This is a genomic window from Paraburkholderia sp. J63, from assembly GCF_905220245.1.
Lineage (GTDB): Bacteria > Pseudomonadota > Gammaproteobacteria > Burkholderiales > Burkholderiaceae > Paraburkholderia.
On record NZ_CAJMZF010000019.1, the window covers coordinates 43,955 to 66,400 of the forward strand.

The window sequence follows — 22,446 nt, forward strand, 5'->3', positions numbered from 1 at the left end:
CGAAGCACAGTTCGAGCAGTTTGTCTTGCCCCATCTGGCCCCTTGGGGTGTCAGTGGAAAATGCCACCGATCGACAGGAATGCTCAAGGACTGCCCGAGATTCACTACATGCGGATCTACCGGACGTTTCGTCGCTGGCAGCCCATGGGTTGTATCGATGCAATCTTTTCCAACTCGGTTCGCAGGCTTCATGATGACCAGCTGCTTGATCTGGCGGTCATTCACGGCAATGGCACGACGACAGCAGCGAAAAAGGATGGCGATAACCTCAGCTTCAGCGGCCACCAACATCTCAAAGGCGATAAGGTGGTGGCCTTTTTCGATCGCCACTGCAACGTCATCGCGCCGTTCGTTATCGCTGCCGGCAACCGCAACGAATCGCTCCTGCTGCGTGATGCACTGCCCCGGCTCAGCCAGATAGCGCGCGCTATCGGCATGGATCTGCAAGGTGCCATCGTCAGTCTGGATGGCGTCTACGACTGTCGGGTCAACCGCAAAGTGATTTTCAATCGCGGCATGGTTCCCAACATTCCCAAGAACCTGCGTGCGCACAAAATCTTGAAGCGCGGTCGCAAGCGCCGCTTCAATCCGGCAATCTTCGAAGAGCACGCTTTCGCACCATTGAGCGCGTGTTTGCCTGGGAAGACAAGTTTCGCCGCCTGCTACTGTGCTTTGAACGCATCAGTGAGGCGCACTACGCGTTCAAGACGCTCGCCTATACGATGATCAACCTGCGCCACTACTTCTGAGCGTTAGATCATGGCGTGCAGGTCATTCATGGCACAGTACGCCATGAACAGTCACGTCAATTCGATTCGCATTGCTGACGAGAATGCCGGGAAAAGCTTCGATTTCCCGATGGTCTGAATGTAGCTTTTTAAAGAAACGCTGTACTAGATACGCTCTCCTGATGTCAATGATCGGTCAATCCAAGCATCCTGTCAAAAAACACTATAGCCAACACGCCCACAGTAACGCCATTCTTCGGCGTTCCCGCATAAGACGGGTTACCCCAGGTGTTCGTATTCCAGGTTCGCATGACATAGGGGCTGAGAAGAATGCTGCGGGTCAGCGCTATATTGGCGTCCAGCTTCACACCATATTGCGTGCGACCCACGGTATAGCCCGTGCCGCCAGCCTCGATATTCTGATTTTGGAGGAACGCCTGCTCGTGCGGTGTCAAGGTAGCCCAGTTGAAAGAAAGCGAGATGCTGTCGTGCGGCCGGCTACGCAACGGTGCTTCGACGATTACGCCCGCGCTGCCGGTCATTTCGAGCCCCGTGGACGAATGGGAATCGAAACTCCCCGTGGCGGTGGCGAACAGTGACACCGCAGTCGGGTCGGACACGCCCGCCTTACCGCCATCCGCACGATACACCACCTGACGTCCGCCGAAATAGATGCCTGATGTGCCTTTGTGTGTGCCGAGTGTGAACGGATCCGTCTGCGTGCTCGTATTGTAGTAAAACATGAGCTCGTAGCTCTTGGGCCAGGGATCGGTTTGATACGTGGTCCGATATACGACGTTCGCGAGGTACACGTTGCTGTCAGGCACGCTGTCAGTCCACTCCCAGCCGTTCGTGAACGGGAACGCCGGGTTCGAACGCCACATGCCTGCCTGCACCGACAACGCTGGCGTCAGGTTGTAGCGCACACGGCCGCCCCAGTTCACATAGATCGGCGGATTCATGCCGGCATTGTGCTGCAGGATCAGGCTCTGGCAACCAAAGCCCTGGTTACAAACGGGTGCCGCGAAATACAGGCCGGAATTCGTTTTGCCAAATTCGAAGTCCAGCTTGTCGTGGAAAGCCTTCTGCTCCCACGTAAACAGCGCGAGGTGAGAAACCTTGGGCACATAAGGGCCCACATTGGCCAGCACGTCGCCCACCTGTTGGCCCCAGCCGAGGTTGACCGTCGATGGCACGAAGAGTTGCTGGAAGTGAATCGTTGCACCTGGGAAACCCGCGATCTTCTGCATGTCGAAGTCGCCACCGACTGCGATGAACGTCAACGCCTCATGATTGCCGGTCTGCTGGCCCACGCTCGGGTTGGCCAGATACATCTGCACAAGGTTCAGCGTCGGCGTGAAGCCCCAGTTGTTCAGCATCTGGCCCACGCTCGACAACGGTCCGTGGCGCGTGCTTTCGGCAGCCTCCGCCGCCGCATCGCCAATGTGGGATACGCCAAGCTGATCCGTCGACGGAATGCCCTGTTGCACGGCCGGACGATCCGTGGACACCAACTTGGCCGGGCCGCTCTCTTGAGCGACCGTCAATGCCGGGCCTTCCGGCTGCGGAGAAGCCGCATGCAATTCGGAACCTGAAACGGACTGCGGATCAGGTAAAGCCACGGAACCCGCGGTAGCCCTATCTACCAGGCTGGCTGAGCCAGTGACCGCCGAAGCGTCGGGCACAGGCTGCGCCATGGCCGCGCCACTCGCGAGCATCGCCGCAGAAAAAATCGCCGAAAGCGGCAATGAAGCCGGCTGACGCCGCTGAAAAAACTCGCACCCTTTCGATGACATTTGTCGTCTCCTATTTTTTTATAAAATTCTCCCGTCACCTCTCGTTGGAGATGAGCGGCATTTCGCGTGGTAAGCAAGGTGATCAGGCCATCGCAGCACAGCTATGCGGCCACGCCGCTACTATTGGCGACCCATCGAATGAAATCCAGATATGAATAAAAAATGAATATAAGAAGCAGCTTTATAAAAAATCAATGAAAAACAGGAATGACAAGCGATTTGATTTCAGTATATTGTTCAATGGCTCCTCTCCCATGCTCCCGTCCATAGCCAGACTGTTTGACTCCGCCGAAAGGCAGGCTTGGATCCAGAGGGATATGACTGTTGATCCAGATCGTGCCCGCTTCAATTTCTCGCGCAGCACGTAAAGCACCGTTCAGGTCATTTGTCCAGATACTTGCCGCAAGACCATACTGGCTGTCATTCGCCATTCCGATGGCCTCGTCAAGCGATCCAATCGGAACGGCGGCGATCACAGGACCGAAAATCTCCCGCTGCATTGCCCGGCTCGTGGATGCCTGATTGATCAGCAACGTCGGTTCAAAGTAGTACCCATCGCGTTCTGGTACGTTGCCGCCGGTGATGACCTCGGCACCTTCTGCACGACTCGTCATGACCGCATTCAAAACACGGGTGCGATGACGTTCCGAAGTGAGCGGCTGCAGCGCTGCCGAAGGATTCAATCCGGGGCCGAGCGACATTGATTTCATCGAAGCCACCAGATGCTCGATCGTTTTGTCGAAAATCTCGCGATGAATATAGAGACGCGAGCCGGCGGCGCACACCTGCCCCTGGTTGAAGAAACAGCCGCCCATGAGGCCCGGCAGAATCTGTTCAGGGTCGACATCATTCATGACGATCATTGGATTCTTGCCGCCGAGCTCCAACGTGAATCGCGTCATGTTGCCAAGCGCCATACGGCCGATCTCCTTGCCCACCTCCGTGGAACCGGTAAACGTGAGCTTGTCGATATCCGGGTGACTGGCCAGTGCAGCGCCTGCGTTGATGCCGCTCCCCGTCACCACATTGACGACACCGGGTGGAAAGCCTGCGGAGCGTGTCAACCCGGCCAGATAAAGTGCCGTAAGCGGGGTGTCCTCCGATGGCTTGAGAACGATGGTGCAGCCGCACGCCAGCGCGGATGCCAGCTTCCAGACGGCGATCGAGAGCGGGAAGTTCCATGGGACAATTGCGCCGACCACTCCGACCGGCTCGCGCAAGGTCAACCCGAGATTGCGTGCCCCCTTTGGAATCGGAATTGACAGATCCGACGATGTCCCTTCAATTTTCGTGGCCCATCCGGCCATGTATCTGATGTATTCGACCGATCCACCCACTTCGATCGCCCGCGAAGCATGGATCGACTTCCCCTGATTGAGTGTTTCCAACTGCGCCAGCGCCTCGCTATTGGCTTCGACAATATCGGCGAGTTTGAGCAGTAGTCGCTCCCGATCGACCGGACGGCATCGCGCCCACGGGGTAAAGGCGCGTCGGGCGGCTTCGACCGCCCGGCTTACATCCGCGGAGCTGGCATCGACTACGCTCGATATGACTTTTCCTGTCGATGGGTCGAATACATCGAGACGTCGATTGCCCGTCGATTCGACATATTCGCCGTCGATCCACAATCCGTGCCGGCGCGCCATAAATTCATTGACCACTGGCAACACGGGAATCAGTTGAGATACGCCGGATTCATTCATGACGTTGTTCTACCTTCGAAGAAATTTCGCCGATGCGCTGAGCAGCCAGCGTGCTGCCTTTGATCAGGAATCCGAGATCGGTTCCACACGAAATAAACTGCGCTCCAGCGGCTATCCATATCGACAACTCGTCGGGTTGTCCCGCCATTCCGCCAATACCGACAAACTTTCCTGCACGGCGGCAAGTCTCGACAACATGCCGTAACGCGGACCGTACGCGCGGATGACAGACATCGCCGGGAATTCCCATATCCATCGACAGATCGTATGTGCCTACAAACACCATATCGACTCCGTCCACATCGGCGATTGCTTCGAGGTTATCGAGCGCCCGCTCGGATTCGAGCATTACCGTCACCATCGTCGCGTCGTTCACCGCCCGAAAAACATCATCGACCGGAAACTGACGATAACCGAGCAAAGGCAATTGCGGCGATGCAGAGCGCTCGCCTAGCGGAAAGTACCGAGCCTGTCGAACGATTTCGCGGGCGTCTTCCGCTGTCTCCACATGGGGAGCGATAATGCCCATCGCTCCAGCGTCCAGGGCACGTCCGATGTCGGCGCCTCGCCAATCCGCCACGCGAATGAACGGCGTCAGGCCGAGTTCCTGCGCAGCCAGACATATCTGCCCGGCATCACGCAGATCGATAGTCGAATGCTCGAGGTCAACATATAAACTATCGAAGCCCGCCGCCTTCGCGACGCGCGCTATCTCCGATCCCCGGCCGAAGGTGACTGTCATGGATAAAACGGTGCCCTTTGCGGACAGTTTTTCCTTGACACTGTTACGCGTGAGCTGCGCCAAGTTCATCTCGATTCCCGGATAGTCGTTCATCACTTTGCTACTCGCCTGGTATGCATCAGGCAGATGCAAGATCGTAAAAACGAGTCTTCTCTTCCCTGATATGGGATTGGTTGACCAGCACAGACGCATCGACGCGCGCGATGTCCGGCACACCGCACAACTGCATGGCCCTCCGCAACTCGTCTTCGAGAATATTGAGCGCCCTGCGCGCGCCCGGCTCCCCTGCGGCGATGGCTCCAAATAGCGTCGCGCGGCCGAGCAGCACGGCGTTGGCCCCCATCGCACGTGCCTTTAAAATATCGACACCCCGTCTGATCCCTCCGTCGAGCATCACTTCCATCTTCCCTGCTGCAGCCGCCACGGCAGGCAGCGCATCGAACGTTGCCATCGACGTATCCAGCTGACGTCCTCCATGGTTCGAGACCACGACAGCGTTGCACCCGATACGATCGAGGCGCTCCGCGTCGTCCGGCCTCAATACCCCCTTCACGACGAGCTTTCTCGGCCATTTATCGCGAAGTGCAGCCAGTCGATCCCAATCGAATGATGGATCGTAGTCGCGTCCCGCCGCCGAAGCCAGGGTTGACCTCGGTACCGCATCGCCCTCCAGTCCATGCAGGTTTCCAGCCGGGGGGGTGCCGCGGACCAGCATATCGATAGACCAGCGCGGATGCAGAATGAGATCGACAAGCCCCGCTCGCGTCGGCCTGAACGGCGCACTGAATCCATTTCGCAGATCGCGCTCGCGCTTGCCGCCGACCGCGAGATCCACCGTGATGACCAATGCCTCGTAATCGGCGGCGCGTGCGCGATCGATCATCTTCGCCAGAAATTCCCGATCCTGAAGAATATAAGACTGAAACCAATGGCGTCCCGGTGCCGCATCGGCGACCTCCTCGATCGAAGCGCTCGAACGCGTGGAAAGCGTATAGGGAATGCCGATATTCGCGGCGGCTTTCGCGATGCAAATATCGCCACCGCGTCGACCGAGATCGACGCCACCGGTCGGGCCAACGACCATCGGCAGCGACGCCGATACGCCGAGAATGTCCGTACGCGTAGCGACCGTCGCAACATCGACCAGCACGTGAGGTGCGACTCTCGTCTGCTCGAACGCCTCGCGGTTGGCGCGCAGGGTAATTTCGTCTTCAGCGCCGCCGTCGAAGAAATCGAAGACCAACCTGGGAAGACGCCGCATGGAAATGGTGCGCAGATCTTCTATTGAAAAAGCAGACTCTGCCCTGCGTTCTAGATTCATTTTCTGTGCTCGTGCTATATCGTCGGTTCATTCACAGCGCTCGCAATCTAACGTCTGGTCATTCTGGACCTAAGTGCGTGGGCTGCCACTGGAATGAACCCATTCTATCCATGCGGAAGTGCACAATCTGCTAAACGAATTGTTCGCGAAAGAGTTGTCCGACGAAACAGTACGGCTCCGATAGCAACCCGCCTGGCTCACAATTGCCAAGCAAACATGGGCTCCAGACTCGAGAGATATCTGCGGCGAGGATGAGAAGGAAAATCAATGACGAGTTGTGGCCACGCTCGGACACCGTTGCCACGCCGGCCCCCCTATCGAGAGATGGACGACCGGGTCATTGACGGGCGTGCCGTGTTGAACGGTTCTATTCGTGACGGGTTTCGCAAAGAAATAGTGACGTCCGGCATCATCTGATGCGGAGTAGCGTACAACAGCGGCCTGCCGGCATGCGGACTACAGTTAGCTGACCATAGCGAGCAACCTGCCCGCACACGACCAATGCCAAAACGACCCCACGCCGGCGCGATTCACAGATCATTACCATGAACATCGGCGGGAACCGGACTCTCCCATATTTTGGGCTGCTTGGCCCAGCCGCGCAGGAAATCGAGCAGACAAGTCGTTCTTGCAGGCATCAAATCGCGGTTCGAATACAAGACGTGAATCGACGTGCTATGCGGCTCGTACTCCGGCAGGACCCTGCACAACTGACCGCTCTCGATCTCGCCCGCAAACATATAGTAGGGGTGCATGGCGATGCCATGTCCTAGCAGGGCAGCCTGCTTGATCACCTCGCCAACCGAAGCGCTCAAGGTGCCATGTACATGCACCGACTCCACGCCAAACGGCCCTTTGAACCGCCATATCGAGCCGGGGGAGTTGAGCAGGTTCACGAGACAATTGCAACGCTTCAGGTCCTCAGGCGTTTTTATAGGCTCGCATCGATCGAGATAGGTTTTTGCCGCCACCAAAACCTGAGGAGACTCAGCCAACAAGAACGCCTTATGGCTCGAATCCGGCAGCGTCTGGGCAACAATAATTGCAACATCAAGACCTTGTGCGGTGAACTGGTCAATGGTATTACATGCAAATATCTTGATTTCGACCAAGGGATATTGCGCGGCAAATTCAAGGAGCATGGGCGTCAGGTAGCGCGCGCCGAATGAAGGCGGCACGCCAATCCGTAACGTCCCCTTGACGCCCTCTTCAAGCCTCCCGACAGAATCGAGCATTTCACCGTAGTCGGCCAGCAACTTGGCGGCCAACCCGAATATCTGCTCTCCCGCCTGCGTAAGCGCGACCTGCTTGGTCGTGCGCGCGATCAGGGTCGCGCCGAAAGTCTGCTCCAGCGCCGCCACCTGGTTCGACGCGCTGGCCTTCGAAATACCCAGGTGTTCTGCTGCAAACGTGAAATTTCCATGCCTCACTACTTCGAGGAAAGTGCGCAAGCAGTCCAGTTTATCCATCGTAGTGACCTGCCAGAATAATGCCGGCCGGGAAATCGCTGTCCAGTCGGCAGCAGAAACGCAAGGCAGGCCATGAATAAAGTACATACAAATACCGGGGCCATTTCAGGCGTTCTCGAAATGCCCATCCTGCATCCGCTCGCGCCCAGTAGCATCAGCGACCATCCGTTGGCGCCGTTCACGAGAATCGCGCTAATCCGCCTTCTGGATCAGTGCAACGCTGTATCCGCCCGGCGCCTGAACCGTCGCGAAAACACGTTTTCCATACATCATCCGCGCGGCCTGGCGCGTAATCAGACCGCCCCGCGCCTCGACTTCCTTGCATGCATCAAAAACGTTCTCTACCTCGAATGCGATATGTCCGAGTGCCTCGCCGGGAGGAATGTGTTTTACGTCCCACGCATGCATGAGCTCTAGTCGGGCCGTGGAGCCACTCTGTCCATCTTCAAGCAGCGCCAGGGAGAAGCGCCCTTCCAGATAGTCGTGTCGACGAACCAGCCTCATCCCCACGACATTCACATAAAAAGAAAGCGATTTTTCGAGGTCTTCCACCCTCAACATTGTATGCATCAGCCTCACACATGGACTCCTGTTCATTCCTGGCGACACGCCTATCACAAGCGAAGTTCCGAGGCGTCGCGGAACTTCGCTTCTCAGGTTGTCAAATCCCATCTGCCACTGACGATCGAATGGACCTCAACCCAGCGCCAAAGGAGCCAGAACGCGCTGTACAAACGACGGGTTGAACACCCGGTCGGCCATGACCTGGCACCGCTTGATGAGGCGTCGCTCGGAAGCCGTATAGTCGGGATTCGCCATATGCAACGTCCCGATATGGTCCCACATTAATACGTCCCCGACGCTCCAGCGATGGAAGTATTGATACTTCTCCTGCAATTGGTGCGCAAAGAGAAAACTTAACGTCTCCTGGCTCTCTTCGTCGCTCATTCCCTCGATCGAGACCGTGTAACCTGGATTGGCATAAAGAATCTTGTCACCGGTTACGGGATGATCAAGGAAGACCGGATGTCGCGACGGCGGCAAGGATGCCCGCATTTCCGGGGTCATGGGCCCGCGCCTGCTACCCGGCCGAGCTCGCGTCGCCTCCCAGAACTTATTGAAATCGTGCACGGCAACCGCTTTCGACAAGGATTGCTTGTAATGATCCGGGAGATCGTCGTATGCCAACTTCATGTTCGCAAACATGGTGGCGCCGAGCGCCTCGCCGTTTCGGTGAGGAATCTCGATCCCGTAGAGCACATTCGTGTAGCCAATCACATTGTTGTACGACATGTCGGTGTGCCAATCCTGGCCCGCATCCGGCGCACCCAGCGGCTTTCCGTTCTCGACGATGTTCGAGAGTATCGTCACCTCGGGAAGACCTGCTTCACAGTCCTTTCCGGTTGGCGAGGCCTGCAGGCTCCCGAACCGTTGACTGAACTGTTTGAGTTGAATCGGCGTCAACATCTGCTTGGGAAACCGCAACACGCCGTGCTCGCTCAAAGCACGAACAATTTTCGCGAAATTCAATTCATCGAGTTCATCCGCGAGATCGACTTCCTCGACAACGGCGCCCAACACGCATCCCGACGCTGTAATTTTCATTTCCAACTCCTGCCAGGTAATCGCTACCATTTATCAGATAAAATTTCCGCCGCAAATCGTCTTATCAAGAATGTTCCGTTGAAATTCAATGAAGTTTGACGATATTACAACCCGCTTAAATCAAATTCGATAGCCGCTCAGGAAGTCGCACCGTGACCGGCAACATATAGCATTTCGTCCGCCTTGTTCTTTTCGTCTTTCAATTGAGGATACCGGCCAATTCCGGCAAAAAGCCACGCAACAACGACCGTGCCGAGCATAAAGATAAGCAACGGAGCACGGTAGGATCCCAGCCGGTCATAGAAAGAAGCCATCACAAGCGGCCCGGAAGACGCACCGAGCATAAAACCGATGAAGCCGAGCGCGTAAATTCTCGCGGCCGATTGCATCCCGAACCACCGGCGAACGATCAATCCCATTACATCAACTTCGACGCCCGCCGCCAGTCCCAGGAAAATGGGAACAAGAAATTCACGCCCCGGCACCGAAAACAACAGCAACGCCAGGGCCGCAGTTGTGAACATGTAGATCGAAGTAGAAAACCGGATAATTTTGAGGCGGTCAAGGATGGCCGCACACAGCAAGCGCCCCGAGATCTGGGCGATTCCCATCAGGCCAAAGAACATAGCGGCCTTTTGCGGCGACATGCCCTGATCGATCATGATAGAAACGAAGTGGACCGAGACGCCCGCAAAAGTCATCCCCATCAGGAAGAAACACACAACGAGCCGCCAAAAAACAGGATGTCCGACCGCTTCGCGCAAGGGAAACCCGCCTAGCGCCGCTGCACTGCCCAGGTGGCGCCTCTTCGCGGCCACGACCTCTTTATTGTCCCAAACAAGCAATAGCGCGTTCAGAATCCCGATCGTACCCAGGATCATCGCCTCGACCCGGAAGGCTTCCCGCCAGCCCCAGAGCGTAATCCAGTGCGAAATGACGGGCGGCAGGAGCGCAGTCCCCACGCCCAACGCCGCCATGGATAGCCCCAGGGCCATTCCCAGGCGTTTGTCGAACCATTGCAGCAAGACCGAGGTGAGAGAAGCTGGCGTCGACAAGCTATTCACAACCCCGCCAAAGCACGTGATGAGAATAAATTGCCACATCACGGGTTGCAACGTACTGAACGCCATCAACAGCGCAGGAATCGCGATGGCCTGGACGAGAATGACCCAACGATTCCCCACTCGATCGATAACCAGTCCGACAAAAAAGGCCAGCGGTGCAGCAACCAGAGGGACAATCGAATAGCCCAGGGTAACCATTGTGCGGTCCCACCCAAAGCTCGCCGCAATCGGTTTCATATAAATACCCCATGGCTGTTGAATTGCCGGAGAGTACGAAACCATCAACGCAATTGCGGACCCTACAAGGACGATCCACCTGGTCAGTGGATTATGAACATTTTTCATATCGAGTCTCCTCTTGTCTTCAATACGATCTGATGCGATGCCGACTGAATCCCGTCTATCCCGCCCCTGAGCGCTCCAATAGGCGCTGATGAGGTGTTGAGCGCTTTCCGGGGCCGCCACTGAAAGTCAGTGGCAGCAGCCCTTTTCCCGCGCCGCTTTTTTCGAATTGCAGGTGCGGGGGGCACTCATCCTTCGAATCCAATCAGATCCATAGGGCTGGTAAAGGTATGCGGAGGTTTAAGTCCCCATCCAAGACCGGTTTTCTGCACACCCTCCACCCAGTCAAAATCCTCCTCGATATGATCCATATCAGCATAATATTCAACGAAATTGCCGGCCGGATCGCGCAAATACCAGAAGAAGTTCGAACCAATGTAATGCCGACCGAGCCCCCAGACATGCGTCTCGTCGTTTCGCTTGATCATCTGCGTCGCACCACGCCCGACCTCGTCGACATCCTCGACTTGCCATCCCGTGTGATGCAAGAAGTCGACTTTCGAGTCGAGCAGGAACACGTTATGATGTTCCGTGGAACAGCGCATGAACGTTCCCACGCCATTGACCGTGTCGGACGCCTTGAATCCGAGGCCGGCCAAAAAGAATTCGCGGGTAGCCTTCGCATTGGAAGATCCAAGCACTACATGCCCGAGCTTGCGTGGCTTGACCGCATTGGTACGGTAAAATGCATCGATTCGCTCGTTCGGCCTCGCATAGTCGCCAGGAAGGTTGAGCCGAGGCGCCTTGGCGGCACGTTGCGAGATCCGGGGGGCGACGCGGATGCTGACGGCCGTTCCCGAAACCGGCTCGGCTGTGCGCAAGATGTCCCCCTCGACGGAAGAAGGCAGGTCAAGACGCGCCAGGCTTTTCGATATCCCCTGCAAATCGCCAGACGTATCCGCGCCAAAGCATATTTCCATGAGTTGTCGCCTGGGTGTCTCAACGAGCGTGAGTTGATGGCCTCCCTCTACCGTTCCGTATTGGTGCTCGCCGAGATGAGTGAGTCCAAAGGCTTCGTAATAATCGCCGGTGGCTCCGACGTCCGGAACGCCCAGAGTAATGCTCAAAATACCATGCAAAGCCATGCCTATCTCCTGATCGTCGATTCCAGTGCGGATAATTTCCGTAACGGAATAAAAATGAAATCTGATCTTCCCTGAGATCAGGATTCCTGAATGCTGCTCGATTCATCGAGCTGGAATCGCAGTGTTAGTAACAGGCGTTTCAGTTCTGCCCGCGTGCGTGCTGTGCCATAGACGTATCGATCCGGGCGCATGACGAGCGCCGCATAGCCCTGACTGCTCATGAAATCGCGAAACACCCCCTCAGTTTCGAGCACGACACTCCCGCCCGCGGGGCAAACTGCGTCGGCTTCGGTGGTATCCGATCTTATCTTCACGAACGTTCCGCCAATGTCGGTCCAGAATTCCGCGTCCTCTTCATCCAGCCAGTATTGGGCATCGTCAGACGCAATTGCGATCACAAACTTGAGATCGATCACTTCGTCAAACAATGCGACCTGCCCCCCCACTGACTTCAGAAGCGGTTGCACGCAGAGCGATCCAGCGTCATTCGAGAATATGTTGTCGCCGCTCGAGCCCAGTATCCCAGCCTGTATTCCCGGAATGGCGCGATGGCGCTGCGTGGCTTGAGGCGCATTCGAGCGGGTCACGAGCAAACGCGCGTCGCGGTCTCGCGCGGCTTGCTCATCAAGTTCGCCGATGACGATTCCGGCCTCTTTCGCCAGCTCGACCAATCTTCGAGTTTGAGGTTCCCGCTCGAGCTCGTAACTGTCGAGCAACGACGGGGCGGCCCTTCCCCGAACCACCATGGCGAGTTTCCATGCCAGATTTGCCACGTCGCGAATCCCTGAGCACAGCCCCTGGCCGAGAAACGGCGGGGTCTGATGTGCCGAGTCTCCGACCAGAAAGACGTTCCCATGGCGCCAACGCCTGGCGACAAGCGCGTGGAAGCGATAGACGGCCGTCCGCCAGAGGTTGATCGCTTTCAGATCGACATAGGCGCTCAAGGCATCGGCAAGGGCAGTTTCGTCAAACGATTCGCGATCCTCGCCAGGAAGCAACTTCAATTCCCAGCGTCGCAGCGTGCCTGGCCCGATAATGTAAGAGGCCGGTCGCTTAGGCCAGCAATACTGAATATTCCTGTCGGGTACCGCATCTCGATCCAGTAACCATGCGTCGATCACTGCCCACGTTTCATCGAATTGCAGGTCGTCGAGCGGAATGTCCAGCTGGGTCCGGATGGGACTGCTGGCGCCATCACATGCGAGGACGTACTTCGCACGAGCGACGATCGGTTCTCCCGTCGCCGTGTGCTCCGCCATCACGTCGTATCCGGCGGCCACTTTTTCAAGGCCTGTCCAACGGTAGCCGAGGAAGGTGGTTACATTGTCCCGCCGCTCTGCCGCTGCCCGTAGCATACGTTCCAGTTCGGGCTGCAAGAACAGGAATGACGGCGGCCAGCCCAGCGGATAAGGGGGAAGCGGCGCCGCGTAGCTCCGGATAACCTCTCCGTCTACTCCGAGATAGTCGCTGCCGCGGTAGGCAACCGTGTGCTTTGCGAATTGATCGCCGATACCACACCATTGCATCACGCGGAAAAATTCGTGATCGCCGCCGATGGCACGTGGCTTGTCGTAAATATCGGTTTCACGTTCGAGCACAACAACCTTCAGCCCCATACGAGCCAGAAGATTGGCAGCAGTAGCGCCGACGGGTCCGTATCCGACCACTGCGACATCGAAATCCGTCTCGATTCTGCTCATTATGCGCTCGCAAGTGCAAGAATTTCGGCATTGATGCCGAGCGCGTCGACTTCCTGCGCGCGCAAGTTCTCTTTGACCTGATTGACCGTACGTGCGCCAAAAACAACGGATGCCACCGCCGGATTCTGCAAGGGAAAGCTCATCGCCAGTGCGGTGGCGGGAAGCCGATTTTCGGACGCCAGAGCGGCAAGACTTCTTGCGATATCCATCGAACGGCCGTCCAGTTCGGATTGCTTGTTGCTGAGTCTCCCACCGTCATGGGCGTCGGATTCAAGATATTTACCACTGAGAATTCCGCCTGCCATGGTGGTGGTCGCCGTAAGCATCAGCCCGTGCGACAGGTGCAAGGCGTCGAGCTCGGGGCTGACCGAAGCTTCCGGTTCGACCAGGCTGTAACGAATCTGTGCCACGGCAGGGGCAAGCAACGAATGGACGTCGACGATGGAAAAAATCCGTTTGATGGCTTCAGGTTTGGAATTAGCGAATCCGTATGCCTTGATTAAACCATCCTGTTTGAGCGCCGCCATTTCCTCGGCGATCGAGACGACAAGCTTCTCGTAGTCGAACGTTAGCTCCGGGTGGGCGACCGCCAGACGATCGGGGCGATCGATGTACAGGAGATCGATGTATTCCTGATCCAGCCTGCGTAGTGCCTTGAGAAGCTGCTCACGCAGAGAGAGCCGCGGATACTGATCCCACCAAAGCTTGTCCGCGATCGCGTATTCTTGGCGGGGACGACCGATTTCACGCAGCGCCCTCCCGACGATGACCTCTGTGGTCGGAATGCCGCCGGGAACACCTGGCGCACGGCCATACCTGCAATCATCGATAAAATTGATGCCGGCATCGAAACATGCGGCAATAACGGCCACGATATCGTCGAACTCCATCGTTTCGAAAGTCTTCCAGGAGCCGATGGACAATTCGGAGGTCGCCAGGGAGAGTCCTGGAATGGTACGAAATCTCATAGTGGTGCTCGCCTATTGCTGTATTTGAAACTCAAGGAACAATGTGATTGAGCAATGCGCCCAACCCGCTGATTTCCGTTTCGAGCACATCGCCCGGCTTGAGGAAGACAGGAGGGACTCGTGAACCGCCAATCCCCTCAGGGGTGCCGGTAAGAATGACGTCGCCACTCAGAAGTGTCATTCCACGCGAGAGTTCCGCAATAATCCTTGCAACAGAGAAAATCATTTGCCGCGTATGCGCACGCTGCATGGTTTCGCCATTAAGGCGGCAAGCGACGGTGAGTGCAGCGGGGTCTACCTCGTCCGACGTGGTCAACCAGGGGCCGATCGGACAAGTGCCATCGAGGCTTTTTCCCTTGAACCACTGCCCGCCGTGGGCGCGCTGCACGTCTCGCGCTGAAACATCGTTCGCGACGGTATAAGCAAATACGTGACTTAAAGCGTCTGCCTCGGAAATATCCGAACCTCCTCGACCAATCACGACGGCCAACTCTGCCTCCCAATCCAGCTTTTGGGTGGTTTCCGCGTGAAGCCTGACGTCATCGTATGGACCGCAAACGGTCGTCGTTGCCTTGGTAAAAATGGACGGTCGCTCGGGAAGTTCGACGGGCGGACGGGTATCTTTCCCCTCCTCAAAATGAGCCAAATAATTCCAGCCGATACAAAAGATATTTCGCCGGGGTTGCGGCAACGGCGCCAGGAGCTTGACCTCAGCCAATTGATGGTACTGTCCCCGCACTCGGCCGTGGATCTCGGCAACCGGTAACTGGACCAGATCGAGCATAGATGCCGCGCCATCGATGGACTGGATCGTTTCCCGTTTGTCGTCAACGACGCCGACGCGGATTGATCCGTTGCTGGAAAAGGTAGCGAGTTTCATGAAAGTTCTGTCCCTCGACGTTACCGCGTATTCATTTTTTGATATTCGGCCATGACGGCCTCCGTGGGTGGCGCCACGTCATCGAGTGAAGCGCCCTTGGCAATCTTCGCCTTCAGGAATTCATCCAGAGCCTCCTGCTCGCAACTGGCCTCCACTATTTCCGGGGCAATCTTCCATGGAACGACTACGACGCCGTCTTCATCACCGACGATGAGATCGCCTGGTTCGACCAGCACTTCCCCGCAGGCTACCGGAACGTTGATCTCGGCCGCGGCGTGAACATTCCGGAATGTCATCGTATGGGTCGCACCGGCATGCACGGGAAAATCGGCGGGATAATTCCGCGTATCGCGAACCGCTCCATCAGTCACGAAAGCGACGGCACCGTTTACCTTCGCGCATTCGATCAGCAGATCGCCGATCACAGCAGCGTGCAAAACCCCACGTGCAGCAACAACGATGACATCGTTCGGCCCGGTACCGTTGACTATTTCCCGATGTGCATTGCGCGAACGCCGCTCGCCTTGTACGTCGGCAACCTTGTCCTCCCGGTACGGCAGAGTCGAAAGTGTTCGCGCGCGGCCAACGAATCGGGATGCAGCCGTAACCGGATGGATCCGCTCTATCTGGCAATGCCGATACCCTCGCTTTATCAGGGAAAGCGAGATAGTTCCGACAGAAACTCCTTGGAGCTTCTTAGCCAAACTGCTGAATTCGCTTTCGGATTGGTCTGTCACATGTCCTCCTGTTCTCGATCAGGCGTATCACGCCAACGCACACAACTTAACATGTTAAATCACTGCGGATAGCCAGGGTTTCCTCTGTCTCCAGATCGTCGGGCCGAACTCCTGGAAGTTCGCAATGCCGCTTTTCAGCTGATTTCTTTTTTTAAGGGATCGAGCAAGCCGTACCCAGCCACGCAGCGAGCACTGGCGTCGACGATTCGCGGATAGACGGGCCTTCGTTCGCGTCGCTGGCGCGTTGTGTCCCAGAGCCGATAGCACAAGCGAAAGCATTCCCTCCGACCTGGGCGAGCGACGGAGGCCCCCCACTCGGATTCCCGTTGGGACCCGGCTGGATGATCGCCGATGTCCATACAGCGCTGCATCGTTTCCCGCGCGGGCTCCCAGCAACCGAGCGGGGTCGCCAACATCTCCTCAGACCGCTCGGCCATAGTTATGCTATCCCCGTCAGTCGGGCTGCGATTACTGAATAGATTGTTTCGTACATCGGTCGGTGGCCGCCGGCGCAGCGCCTGACTGATGCCAGTATGCTTAAGAGGAAACTCACGGACGCAATACTTTGCCCTGACGCCGCCGGGGAAAGCGGCCGGCCCGGCGGGCCGCAGGCTCCGCACGAATCGGACATAGAGGCGCTGGATGTGACCACCGATGACATCGAGCCAGCATTTGGCTATCATGAGCCGCAAACACTCGCCCTGAAGCCGGTCGTATCGGAGTTCAAGGAATCTCCGCTTCATGACGGCTCAGGAGCGAAAATCAAATCAATACCATCTTACTGCCTTTATTTTTTATAAAATTCCGGTTTTTCAGTCGATTCACGAAGCGAATCCGTTTAAGTTCTCAAGAATATCGCCAAGGTCAAAACTCCATGCCCTCCAATTCTCATTATCGATAGATGAACAAAATTTTCCCACCCGGTCCAGAACCGGAGTCAGCCGCGTCGTCTACGCGAAGAACCGACCGTCCGCGGGTGCAAACACTCCAGCCGATCGACGAATCTTTAGCTTTACTGCTGGCTCGCGCGCGCGAATCGCTCATGATGCCGCTTCGACCGCTGTTACGCGATGCAGACCTTACCGAGCAGCAATGGCGAGTGTTGCGGACGGTCGGTGCTCGATCAGAAATGGATCTCACTGAAATTGCTGTAGCCACCTCACTGCTGCCAGCCAGTCTTACTCGAATTGTTCGTGACTTAACCGACCGAAAACTGGTGGCTCGACGTGAACAGCAAAGAAAACAACGCTTTGCGCCGATTTATCTGACTCGTGATGGTCATGAGTTAATCGAAAGAATTACGCCAGACATTATAGAAATCAACGAACAAATCATTGACCTGTACGGTGAACAACGCATAGCGAATTTAATGAAGCTTCTCCGGGAATTTCGCGAAGCAATTTCATCACAGTTTTCCCAGGACTAAGAAATTATCCGTAAATCGCTGGCAAAGCGTCGACGGTGCGATGACCCATTCCATTACACATACTGACGTGTGTACCAAATAGTGCGTGGTGCGTTATACGGGCATGAAGACAAAAACTGGCTGTGTCGCAATAACAAAGATGGGAAGGCTGAACTCCATCGATGCACAGGACTATTTATGTCAAGAGAGAATAAAATTTCTCGGCAGGAGTCGCAGCAACGCCTTGTCGACGGCGCGGTACAAATACTTCCATTGGCCTTTGACCTTGACGTAGGTCTCATCGACGCGCCAGCTCCTGCCCACCGCACGCTTGCGTTTGCGAAACGACTTTTCGAACAACGGCACGAGCTTGATGACCCAGCGATGCACGCTCGAATGATCTACCTCGATTCCACGCTCGAGCATCATCTCTTCGAGGTTGCGCAGGCTCAATGAGTACGCCACGTACCAGCGTACGCACAGAAGGATCACGTCCAGTGGGTCGTGCAGCCGCTTCAGTACCTTGCCAGTGCCATCCGGCAGCATCTTGCTTGAGGTATTCTTCGTTCGGGCCATCGTGTTCGTCAGCGGTGTCGGGCTGTCGATTTTACCTTTGTGCTTAACGCGACACAGCCCCGGGTTCGGCCGCCAGGCGTTCGTCGGCCTGCAGAGTCCGTACGGCGCGGTCACACTCGGCCGTCAGTACGATCTGGTGACCGATTACGTCGATATCTACGAAGCAGGCAGTCAATGGGGCGGATATATCGCGGCGCATCCGGGTGACATCGACAATCTCAACAATTCGAACCGCGTGAATAACGCGGTCAAGTACACGAGCCCCACGTCCCGAGGACTGACCTTCGGCGGCTTCTACAGTTTCGGCGGCGCGGCCGGTGATTTCACACGGAATCAGCTTTATTCGTTTGGCATCGGCTACAGCAACGGTCCACTTTCGCTGGGCGCGGGCTATCTGTATGCGAGGAACCCGAATCAGTCGTACTTCGGCAGCACGCCGAGCTCATCCGCCGTGAACAACAACATGACCGCGACGCCGGTCTACAGCGGCTATGCGTCGGCCAGCAACGAGAAGCTGGCGGCGGCCGGCGGCGCCTACACGTTCGGCGCGGCGACCGTGGGAGCGGTCTGGTCGTACATCGCGTTCGGCGCGATCGTCGGTCGCTGATCGCTTGCGCGGTGAAAAGTGGACCGCTGGGTCGAACTTCGAGGCGGCGCGCTCCGGTGGGGGTCGCAATAAGGTCGTTTTGGCTCGGATAGTTCGCAAGGATCAACGACTGGATTTGATAGAAAATTAGGGGACGCAGCGCAAAGCCGTGGTACGCCCAGATGCCCCTAAACAGAAACGGGCCTGTGCGCCCACACCCGTCACGAACCGTTCGAGCGGGCCCGCATATTCTACGGAGGCACCTATCGTCATCGCGATTTGATACTGCCGGACGCGGCCAAATGAGTTTTTTCCATGGTGTGAGCGATCGTAAGCTCTTTCCTATGAAATTCACGTCCGACCTTGCTCTGGCTTCGAATGCGGCGCCCATAAAGGCACCGTCGACAGCCCCTGTCGCAGCGCCAATTGTGACGCCCGCCACGACTGCGTGGGAAGGCACTCCGTTCGACCGTTCGATGCACGGGCTCCAGCCGGCGCTGACGCGCCTGCCTGGGTGGCGCGGCCAATCGGTCCCGACGACCGATGCGCGCACCGGCCGCCGGGCGCAGCATGGGCTGCGCACGCGCGCCGGCGTCGAACGGGTGATCGCACATATTCATGCGAGCCCCGGCGGCGATCTTGGCGTCGCGACGCTTGCGGCCCGCGCGTGTCTGAGTATGTGGCGTTTCACCGTGATCTTCAAAGGTCTGACCGGAGAGTCACCGCATCGCTACGTTACGCGAATTCGAATCGAGCACGCGCAGAAACTGCTGTGCCAAGGCGTGGCGCACGCCGCGGCGGCACAGGCGTCGGGTTTCTACGATCAAAGCCATCTGTCGCGCGCCATGAAAGCGAACTGCGGCATGAGCCCCAAACAGTTCCAGCAACAACCGACCGGCGACACGCCGGCCCGCCTCATTCCCCTCTCATCCGCGAGCTACACATGAGTCTGAAACGCTTCAAAGTCTTAACGTTCGACGTGGTCGGTACCCTCATCGATTTCGAGCGCGGCATGTTGAACTACCTGCACTCAGTTGCCGGCGACAGCAAGGTCTCGGACGAGGACTTCCTGGCTGCCTATCGCCAGGCACGCAAGCGTGCCGACACAATTTGGTATCCGGACGATCTGGAACTGTGCTGGAAATTGATCGCCCCGGGCCTGGGTTTGCCCGACAGCGACAGCGTCGCCAAGGGTTTTCGCGACTCGGTATCAGAATGGCCCGCGTTCCCGGACTCTGTGGAAGCGCTCAAACGCCTCAACAAGCATTTCAAGCTGGTCACGATGACCAACGCGCAGACGTGGGCGCTCGCGCATTTCTCGAAGACCCTCGGCGAACCGTTCGACATGCTGCTCGCCTGCGATAACGCGCTGTGCGAAAAGCCGGACGCGCAATATTTCGCGTATGCCCGCGGCCGCTACGAGCAGGCATGGGGCCTCAGGCAGGAAGACAATCTGCACGTTGCGCAAAGCCAGTATCACGACATCGGCATCTCGAAGAAGCTCGGCATCACGACGTGCTGGATCGAGCGCCGTCATGGCATGCCCAGTTCGGGCGGCACGATCGAGTCTGCCCACACGGTGCCCGACTACCACTTCCACACGCTCGCGCAACTAGCCGACGCCGTGGAAGCAGGCAAATAAGCGAGGAGCCAGATCACGTCATGCCGATCACCATCCTCTCGCAAAGCGCGCAATGCCAGGCTCTCACACCCTCGGGTCCGGTCGGCGCGCCGATCACCGAACCTGCCTGCGTGACACAAACGCTGGAAGTCCCGCTCGAAGGCGCGGGCAACAACCGCTCGGGGCTGTGGGCAGTGTCCATCGGCCGCTTCTCGCGGCATCTGGCCAACGCTGAAGTCATGCACATCCTCTCGGGCGAATGCACGTTCACCCCGACGGGCGGCGAGGCTCAGCCGATCAAGGCCGGCGACACGCTGTTTTTCCCGGCGAACACCACCGGCGTCTGGGACATCAAGACGCCACTGCGCAAAGTCTATGTCGTGATGGCAGCCGAGTAGGCGCAATACCGCGCTCACTCGCGCGTACTGGCGCGTACTGGACGATGCACGCCTTCGAGCGAGAACGCATCGTCCAGCGACGCCTCCAGATGAGCGCCGATTCAGACCTTGCCGCCGAAGACTTTCTCGATCGGATAGTGCGTCTTGATGAAAGGCGACTTGATCACGATGTAGCTGAAGTATTTCTCGATGCCGATGTTGCGTTCAAGTAAGCCTTCCATTAACTCCTGGTAATGGTTGACGCCGCGCGCCATGACCTTGAGCAGGTAATCGTAGCCGCCGCTCACCAGATGGCATTCGACCACTTCGTCCAGTTCCTTCACCGCTTTCTCGAAGCGAATAAAGTCCTCACGGTGATGGTCGGATAAGGTCACTTCCGTGAAAACCGTCAGGATGTCACCGATCTTCTCCATCCGGATCTGGGCGCTGTATCCGCTAATGAAGCCCGCCTGTTCCAGGCGCTTGACACGGTTGAGGCAAGGGCTGGCCGACAAACCCACCGCTTCGGCCAGATCCACATTGGTCATTCGCCCATTCTTTTGAAGCTGGCTCAGGATGCGCAAGTCCAGTCGGTCCAGCTGCATATTTGTACTCATACTTCACTATCCCAAAGTTCCGCAAACCAGACGGTGTCTGTGACTGTCGGCAGCGGCTGCTGCGCCCGGGGGCCTCGTCGGTCGATGCGCCGCCCGCCTAGCCCAGCGCCTGCGCCGCCACAACGAAGGTATGCAGATCCGATGCGCCAGTCGGAAGGCTGCCGAGCGTCATTTTGGGGACACGATTCACGCAGGTCAACCCAAGGCCTTCGAACCACGCCTGCATCGGTGCCGCGTGGTGTTCGACCGCGTCGAGGCGCAGAAATTTGCCGGCCGCCATGCCGCAAAGATGCGCGATCAATGCTCGCGCCAGTTGAGGATTGGTCGCCACGACCGGGCCGATGAAAGCGCCGCGCCCGAAGCGGCGCAGGAACGCGAAGCCCTGTACGCCCTGGCCCGATTCTTCGTCGTCGAGCACGATGGCCTGAATAGGCTGATCGAGCCACGCGGAGATGAGCCGCTCGCGCATCACCCCATTGGCGCGGGCATCGAGTTCGCACAGCAAGACTTCGTCCGCGCGGCTCGCAGGACGCAGGCGGGTGCCTGCGGGTATGGCGATCAGCGGCGCGGGACGCGGGCGGCCCTGATACTGCAGAACCGACCCGCTCTCGCGAAAGCCGAAGCGCTCGACGGTGTGACGCCAATGTCCGAAAGCATGCACCGTCACGCTGCGCGCGCCCGCGCGCGCGAGGAGATCGCGCAGCAGCAGCGTTTCGGCCTCGCCGCCGCGATGCGTCTCGTCCGAGACCAGCAGGCCGATCGATGCCGCCTGCTCGTCCCATGTGAAGATTTGCCCGATCGACGCGATCTCGCCGTCGCACATCACGACGCGGCCCACTCCAAGCGCGGTCAGCGACTGCCAGTCGCTTAGCCGATGCGGCCAACCCGCTTGTTCCGAAAATCGCTGCGCGACAGGCAGATCCGTCTCGCTCAAATCGCGCAGGGACAACTGCGCCGCTGCCACAACCGGCTCGCGTCTGGTTGAATCGTTCATGACGGTCGAATGGTTCTATCAGCCTCATGATCCCGTAAAAGTATTTTTGATCGCTAGGAAAAACGCCACGTGTTTCGTGTCTCGACACCGTCCATTGGCACAAGCCCGACTATCTTTTTCGCGACGTTTT

The 22,446-nt window shown here is 57.5% G+C and carries 22 protein-coding genes and 1 pseudogene; 7 read left to right on the top strand and 16 right to left on the bottom strand.

The window, feature by feature from the left end:
- Positions 1 to 60: 60 nt before the first annotated feature.
- Entirely contained in the window at positions 61 to 726 is a 666-nt protein-coding gene (locus tag U5775_RS20770) for a transposase (protein WP_322059974.1), read from the top strand.
- Positions 727 to 913: 187 nt separating this feature from the next.
- On the opposite strand, the gene U5775_RS20775 is transcribed toward U5775_RS20770, so the two are convergent.
- The 13 genes from U5775_RS20775 to U5775_RS20835 form a co-directional block, all read right to left on the bottom strand.
- Positions 914 to 2,524: a carbohydrate porin gene (locus tag U5775_RS20775; RefSeq protein ID WP_322059975.1), complete on the bottom strand. Its 1,611-nt coding sequence runs from the start codon at positions 2,522 to 2,524 to the stop codon at positions 914 to 916.
- A 191-nt stretch (positions 2,525 to 2,715) separates the two neighbouring features.
- Positions 2,716 to 4,227, bottom strand: a complete 1,512-nt coding sequence (locus U5775_RS20780; RefSeq protein WP_322059976.1) for an aldehyde dehydrogenase family protein — start codon at positions 4,225 to 4,227, stop codon at positions 2,716 to 2,718.
- Entirely contained in the window at positions 4,220 to 5,062 is an 843-nt protein-coding gene (locus tag U5775_RS20785) for an HpcH/HpaI aldolase family protein (protein ID WP_322059977.1), read from the bottom strand. Before U5775_RS20785 ends, U5775_RS20780 begins: the two co-directional genes overlap by 8 nt.
- 25 nt (positions 5,063 to 5,087) lie before the next feature.
- A complete protein-coding gene (locus U5775_RS20790; RefSeq protein ID WP_322059978.1) occupies positions 5,088 to 6,290 on the bottom strand; it encodes an alpha-hydroxy acid oxidase in 1,203 nt (400 codons plus the stop codon).
- 530 nt (positions 6,291 to 6,820) lie between these two features.
- Positions 6,821 to 7,846 (bottom strand): LysR family transcriptional regulator, encoded by a 1,026-nt coding sequence (locus U5775_RS20795; RefSeq protein ID WP_322059979.1) that lies wholly within the window; start codon positions 7,844 to 7,846, stop codon positions 6,821 to 6,823.
- A gap of 105 nt (positions 7,847 to 7,951) precedes the next feature.
- The gene (locus U5775_RS20800; protein WP_322060061.1) at positions 7,952 to 8,329 is read right to left on the bottom strand and encodes a VOC family protein; all 378 of its coding nucleotides are present in this window, start codon (positions 8,327 to 8,329) and stop codon (positions 7,952 to 7,954) included.
- 126 nt (positions 8,330 to 8,455) lie between these two features.
- Positions 8,456 to 9,364, bottom strand: coding sequence for a TauD/TfdA dioxygenase family protein (locus U5775_RS20805; RefSeq protein WP_322059980.1), 909 nt, complete (start codon positions 9,362 to 9,364; stop codon positions 8,456 to 8,458).
- 137 nt (positions 9,365 to 9,501) lie between these two features.
- A complete protein-coding gene (locus U5775_RS20810; RefSeq protein ID WP_322059981.1) occupies positions 9,502 to 10,773 on the bottom strand; it encodes an MFS transporter in 1,272 nt (423 codons plus the stop codon).
- 185 nt (positions 10,774 to 10,958) lie between these two features.
- Entirely contained in the window at positions 10,959 to 11,855 is an 897-nt protein-coding gene (locus U5775_RS20815; protein WP_322059982.1) for a VOC family protein, read from the bottom strand.
- Between the two features lie 77 nt (positions 11,856 to 11,932).
- Positions 11,933 to 13,555, bottom strand: coding sequence for a bifunctional 3-(3-hydroxy-phenyl)propionate/3-hydroxycinnamic acid hydroxylase (locus tag U5775_RS20820; protein ID WP_322059983.1), 1,623 nt, complete (start codon positions 13,553 to 13,555; stop codon positions 11,933 to 11,935).
- Complete coding sequence (locus U5775_RS20825; RefSeq protein ID WP_322059984.1) at positions 13,555 to 14,523, bottom strand: aldo/keto reductase; 969 nt, start codon at positions 14,521 to 14,523, stop codon at positions 13,555 to 13,557. The genes U5775_RS20820 and U5775_RS20825 overlap by 1 nt, the downstream gene beginning before the upstream one ends.
- Positions 14,524 to 14,554: 31 nt before the next feature.
- Complete coding sequence (locus U5775_RS20830) at positions 14,555 to 15,403, bottom strand: fumarylacetoacetate hydrolase family protein (RefSeq protein ID WP_322059985.1); 849 nt, start codon at positions 15,401 to 15,403, stop codon at positions 14,555 to 14,557.
- Positions 15,404 to 15,423: 20 nt separating this feature from the next.
- Positions 15,424 to 16,140 carry a hypothetical protein gene (locus tag U5775_RS20835; protein WP_322059986.1) on the bottom strand — a complete coding sequence of 239 codons (717 nt, stop codon included), beginning with the start codon at positions 16,138 to 16,140 and terminating at the stop codon, positions 15,424 to 15,426.
- A gap of 533 nt (positions 16,141 to 16,673) precedes the next feature.
- Between U5775_RS20835 and U5775_RS20840 the strand changes: the two genes are divergently transcribed.
- Entirely contained in the window at positions 16,674 to 16,940 is a 267-nt protein-coding gene (locus U5775_RS20840; RefSeq protein ID WP_322059987.1) for a hypothetical protein, read from the top strand.
- Positions 16,941 to 17,116: 176 nt separating this feature from the next.
- Positions 17,117 to 17,566, top strand: a complete 450-nt coding sequence (locus tag U5775_RS20845) for a MarR family transcriptional regulator (RefSeq protein ID WP_322059988.1) — start codon at positions 17,117 to 17,119, stop codon at positions 17,564 to 17,566.
- A gap of 222 nt (positions 17,567 to 17,788) precedes the next feature.
- Here the strand turns inward: U5775_RS20845 and U5775_RS20850 are convergent.
- Positions 17,789 to 18,121 (bottom strand): annotated as a pseudogene (locus U5775_RS20850) (IS6 family transposase); the annotation flags it as partial.
- A 37-nt stretch (positions 18,122 to 18,158) separates the two neighbouring features.
- On the opposite strand from U5775_RS20850, the gene U5775_RS20855 reads away from it, so the two are divergent.
- From U5775_RS20855 to U5775_RS20870, 4 genes are all read left to right on the top strand, one after another.
- Positions 18,159 to 18,728, top strand: coding sequence for a porin (locus U5775_RS20855; protein WP_415913618.1), 570 nt, complete (start codon positions 18,159 to 18,161; stop codon positions 18,726 to 18,728).
- Between the two features lie 281 nt (positions 18,729 to 19,009).
- Positions 19,010 to 19,654, top strand: coding sequence for an AraC family transcriptional regulator (locus tag U5775_RS20860; protein ID WP_322059989.1), 645 nt, complete (start codon positions 19,010 to 19,012; stop codon positions 19,652 to 19,654).
- A complete protein-coding gene (locus U5775_RS20865) occupies positions 19,651 to 20,349 on the top strand; it encodes an HAD-IA family hydrolase (protein ID WP_322059990.1) in 699 nt (232 codons plus the stop codon). Before U5775_RS20860 ends, U5775_RS20865 begins: the two co-directional genes overlap by 4 nt.
- 20 nt (positions 20,350 to 20,369) lie before the next feature.
- Complete coding sequence (locus U5775_RS20870; protein WP_322059991.1) at positions 20,370 to 20,726, top strand: cupin domain-containing protein; 357 nt, start codon at positions 20,370 to 20,372, stop codon at positions 20,724 to 20,726.
- A 101-nt stretch (positions 20,727 to 20,827) separates the two neighbouring features.
- Here U5775_RS20870 and U5775_RS20875 read toward each other — a convergent pair whose 3' ends face one another.
- Positions 20,828 to 21,322: an Lrp/AsnC family transcriptional regulator gene (locus U5775_RS20875; protein ID WP_322059992.1), complete on the bottom strand. Its 495-nt coding sequence runs from the start codon at positions 21,320 to 21,322 to the stop codon at positions 20,828 to 20,830.
- Positions 21,323 to 21,419: 97 nt separating this feature from the next.
- A complete protein-coding gene (locus tag U5775_RS20880) occupies positions 21,420 to 22,316 on the bottom strand; it encodes an N-acetyltransferase (RefSeq protein ID WP_322059993.1) in 897 nt (298 codons plus the stop codon).
- Positions 22,317 to 22,446: the final 130 nt, after the last annotated feature.

Bases quoted from the DNA above. Each gene is read 5' to 3' on its own strand.
- U5775_RS20770 (WP_322059974.1), top strand. From the start codon at position 61: ATGCCACCGATCGACAGGAATGCTCAAGGACTGCCCGAGATTCACTAC.
- U5775_RS20775 (WP_322059975.1), bottom strand. From the start codon at position 2,524: ATGTCATCGAAAGGGTGCGAGTTTTTTCAGCGGCGTCAGCCGGCTTCA.
- U5775_RS20780 (WP_322059976.1), bottom strand. From the start codon at position 4,227: ATGAATGAATCCGGCGTATCTCAACTGATTCCCGTGTTGCCAGTGGTC.
- U5775_RS20785 (WP_322059977.1), bottom strand. From the start codon at position 5,062: ATGAACGACTATCCGGGAATCGAGATGAACTTGGCGCAGCTCACGCGT.
- U5775_RS20790 (WP_322059978.1), bottom strand. From the start codon at position 6,290: ATGAATCTAGAACGCAGGGCAGAGTCTGCTTTTTCAATAGAAGATCTG.
- U5775_RS20795 (WP_322059979.1), bottom strand. From the start codon at position 7,846: ATGTACTTTATTCATGGCCTGCCTTGCGTTTCTGCTGCCGACTGGACA.
- U5775_RS20800 (WP_322060061.1), bottom strand. From the start codon at position 8,329: ATGCATACAATGTTGAGGGTGGAAGACCTCGAAAAATCGCTTTCTTTT.
- U5775_RS20805 (WP_322059980.1), bottom strand. From the start codon at position 9,364: ATGAAAATTACAGCGTCGGGATGCGTGTTGGGCGCCGTTGTCGAGGAA.
- U5775_RS20810 (WP_322059981.1), bottom strand. From the start codon at position 10,773: ATGAAAAATGTTCATAATCCACTGACCAGGTGGATCGTCCTTGTAGGG.
- U5775_RS20815 (WP_322059982.1), bottom strand. From the start codon at position 11,855: ATGGCTTTGCATGGTATTTTGAGCATTACTCTGGGCGTTCCGGACGTC.
- U5775_RS20820 (WP_322059983.1), bottom strand. From the start codon at position 13,555: ATGAGCAGAATCGAGACGGATTTCGATGTCGCAGTGGTCGGATACGGA.
- U5775_RS20825 (WP_322059984.1), bottom strand. From the start codon at position 14,523: ATGAGATTTCGTACCATTCCAGGACTCTCCCTGGCGACCTCCGAATTG.
- U5775_RS20830 (WP_322059985.1), bottom strand. From the start codon at position 15,403: ATGAAACTCGCTACCTTTTCCAGCAACGGATCAATCCGCGTCGGCGTC.
- U5775_RS20840 (WP_322059987.1), top strand. From the start codon at position 16,674: ATGCTTAAGAGGAAACTCACGGACGCAATACTTTGCCCTGACGCCGCC.
- U5775_RS20860 (WP_322059989.1), top strand. From the start codon at position 19,010: ATGAGTTTTTTCCATGGTGTGAGCGATCGTAAGCTCTTTCCTATGAAA.
- U5775_RS20865 (WP_322059990.1), top strand. From the start codon at position 19,651: ATGAGTCTGAAACGCTTCAAAGTCTTAACGTTCGACGTGGTCGGTACC.
- U5775_RS20870 (WP_322059991.1), top strand. From the start codon at position 20,370: ATGCCGATCACCATCCTCTCGCAAAGCGCGCAATGCCAGGCTCTCACA.
- U5775_RS20875 (WP_322059992.1), bottom strand. From the start codon at position 21,322: ATGAGTACAAATATGCAGCTGGACCGACTGGACTTGCGCATCCTGAGC.
- U5775_RS20880 (WP_322059993.1), bottom strand. From the start codon at position 22,316: ATGAACGATTCAACCAGACGCGAGCCGGTTGTGGCAGCGGCGCAGTTG.